The sequence below is a fragment of the Methylobacterium sp. WL116 genome, assembly GCF_008039455.1.
GTDB lineage: Bacteria > Pseudomonadota > Alphaproteobacteria > Rhizobiales > Beijerinckiaceae > Methylobacterium.
This window is the reverse complement of the sequence record NZ_VRUV01000610.1, coordinates 1-2,499: the sequence shown is the minus strand read 5'-3', so window position 1 is coordinate 2,499 and position 2,499 is coordinate 1. Positions and strand designations below refer to the sequence as shown.

2 protein-coding genes are annotated in these 2,499 nt (G+C 73.6%); both read right to left on the bottom strand.

The window, feature by feature from the left end; translation table 11 throughout:
- Positions 1–142: 142 nt before the first annotated feature.
- Positions 143–595: a DUF4112 domain-containing protein gene (locus tag FV223_RS25240; protein ID WP_147729523.1), complete on the bottom strand. Its 453-nt coding sequence runs from the start codon at positions 593–595 to the stop codon at positions 143–145.
- A 426-nt stretch (positions 596–1,021) separates the two neighbouring features.
- Positions 1,022–2,176, bottom strand: a complete 1,155-nt coding sequence (locus FV223_RS25235; protein ID WP_147729522.1) for an aminotransferase — start codon at positions 2,174–2,176, stop codon at positions 1,022–1,024.
- Positions 2,177–2,499 lie beyond the last annotated feature (323 nt).

The following is a 2,499-nucleotide window of genomic DNA, read 5'->3' as shown; positions in this document are numbered from 1 at the left end:
GCAGGGGACCCTGCGCAGCAGGGGGGGAGAGGGGAGCGCCGCATCCGGAGAGGTCGCTCCCCTCTCCCGACCCGCGCTGACGCGAGGCCCGCCCTCCCCCGCAGAGGGGGGAGGGGACGGGAACCGCGTGCCCTGGGAACCCTCAGCCGTCGATCCGCACGGCGGTGCCGTCGATCTCGTTGGGGCGCAGCCCGCCGCTGCGTTCCATCCAGCGGCGCAGCAGGCGGACGTTGCGGCGGTTGGCCTTGAAGGCGGCATCGAACAGGTCGCCGGCCAGGGGCACGATGCCGATCGCGCCGTCGAAGGCGACGTTCAAGGCCATCCGCGCGATCAGCCAGCGCGGCGCCCCGAGGCGGCGCGCCTCCGCGACGATGTAGGACGAGATCACCATGCCGGCGATGTCGCCGACGATCGGCACGAGGCCGATCACCGCCTCGAGCCCGACCCGCCGGTTGAGGCCGGGGATCAGGAAGGCGGAATCGAGCAGGTGCGCCAGCGCCTCGAGCCGGGCGAGCGTCGCCTCGCGGCTCTGGTCGCCGATGCGCAGCGTCGTGCCCGCGCGCCAGCTTTGGGAGAAGGTCTGCGAGGGATCCATCGGCGGAAACCGGTGAGCGAGGGTGGCCATGGCCTGGGATGTGGCGCCGCGGGGCTGCCCCGGCAAGGCAGGGGGCGTCGTCGGCGCTCGGCGGACGGACGCATGGCCCCTGGAGTGATGGCCCCTGGAGTGATGGCCCCTGGAGCAAGGCCCCCGGCCACAGGAGCTCCCGCCGCATCGGAACGCGCGCCCGGTCCCCGCGCATCTCCTCGCCCCGCCTGCGGGGAGAGGGCCGCGACGACCCCGTCGTCGTCGCGGCGAGGCGGCAGCCGACGGTGAGGGGGCTTCGACCGGCGAGCCTCCCACGGCACCGCCCCCTCACCGCCGCTTCGCCTGCGCTTCCCGGCCGCACGACGGGGTGCGACCGGGCCTCTCCCCGCGTGCGGGGAGAGGGGATGGGCGTTTCATCCCAAAGCCGAAACCCGCTCACGATGCCGCCCGCCGCACGCCCGAGAGCCGGTCCAGCGCCGCATCCAGCGTCGCGTCGGCCTTGGCGAAGCAGAGCCGCACGAGCGTGCGCACGGCCCGGTCCGGGTAGAACGCGCTCACGGGAATCGCCGCGACGCGATGCTCGCGCACCAGCGCCTCGCAGAAGGCGACGTCGTCGGCGTGGCCGAGATCGGCGATGTCGAGGTTGAGGAACCACGTCGCCTGCGCCGGCAGCACCGTGAAGCCGAGATCGGCGAGGCCGCCGGCGAGCCGGTCGCGCGAGCGGGCGTAGCCGGCGCGCATCCCGGTGAAGTAGGCATCGTCCTTCGCCAGCCCGTAGGCCACCGCCTCCTGCAGGTTCGGCGGCGTGGTGAAGGTGAGGAACTGGTGCGCCTTGGCGAGCGTCCGCATCAGCGCCGCGTCGGCCATCACGAACCCGACCTTCCAGCCGGTGAGCGAGAAGATCTTGCCGGCCGAGCCGATCTTCACCGTGCGCGCCCGCATGCCGGGCAGGCTCATCAGCGGGACGTGGCGGGCGCCGTCGAACACCACGTGCTCCCAGACCTCGTCGCACAGCGCGATCGCGTCGTGGCGGCGGCAGAACGCGGCCAGCCGCGCGAGGTCGTCGGCGCCGAGCCGGGTCGCGCTCGGGTTCAGCGGGTCGTTCAGCAGCACCACCTTGGTGCGCGGCGAGAAGGCGGCGGCGAGCGCGGCCTCGTCGAGGCCGAAGGCGGGCGGCGTCAGGGTCACGATCCGCGGCACGCCGCCGGCGCGCAGCACCAGCGGCAGGTAGGCGTCGTACATCGGCGCGAACAGCACGACCTCGTCGCCCGGCTCGATCAGCGCCAGCAGCGCGCCGGCGAGCGCCTCCGTCGCGCCCGAGGTCACCATCACCTCGGTCTCGGGATCGAGGGCGAGCCCCTGGTGCCGGGCGTAATGCGCCGCCACCGCCGCGCGCAGGGACGGCAGCCCCATCATCGGCGGGTACTGGTTCGAGCCCTCGACGAGCGCCCGCGCGCCATGGGCGCGCATGTCGGCGGGGCCCGGGTCGTCGGGGAACCCCTGCCCGAGATTGATCGCGCCGTGCTCGCGGGCGAGCCGCGACATCGTCTCGAACACCGTGGTCGGGAGGCCGGAGAGGACCGGGTTCATGCGAAGCGGGGGGCGGACATCGGCGGGGTGATACCATGGCGCCGATCCCGCGCGAAACGTGCGGGAGCGCACGCCACCGGCGATTGCTGGCAGGCCTCACGGCTGACGAATGTTGACATTCATCAGCCGTGAGATAGCTTTCGGGAACACGGCCGGTGCGGCGCCGGTGGGCGCGGAACTCCGCCCCCTCGTTCCGTTCCTGACTTGGCGCCGGACCGGTCGTCGCGAGGCCCGCCAATTCGTTGGCGGGCCTTTTCGCGTTATGGCCTCGTCCGCCTGCCGTCACGGATCGCCGGAGCCCGCCATGTCCCCCCGCCGCGCCC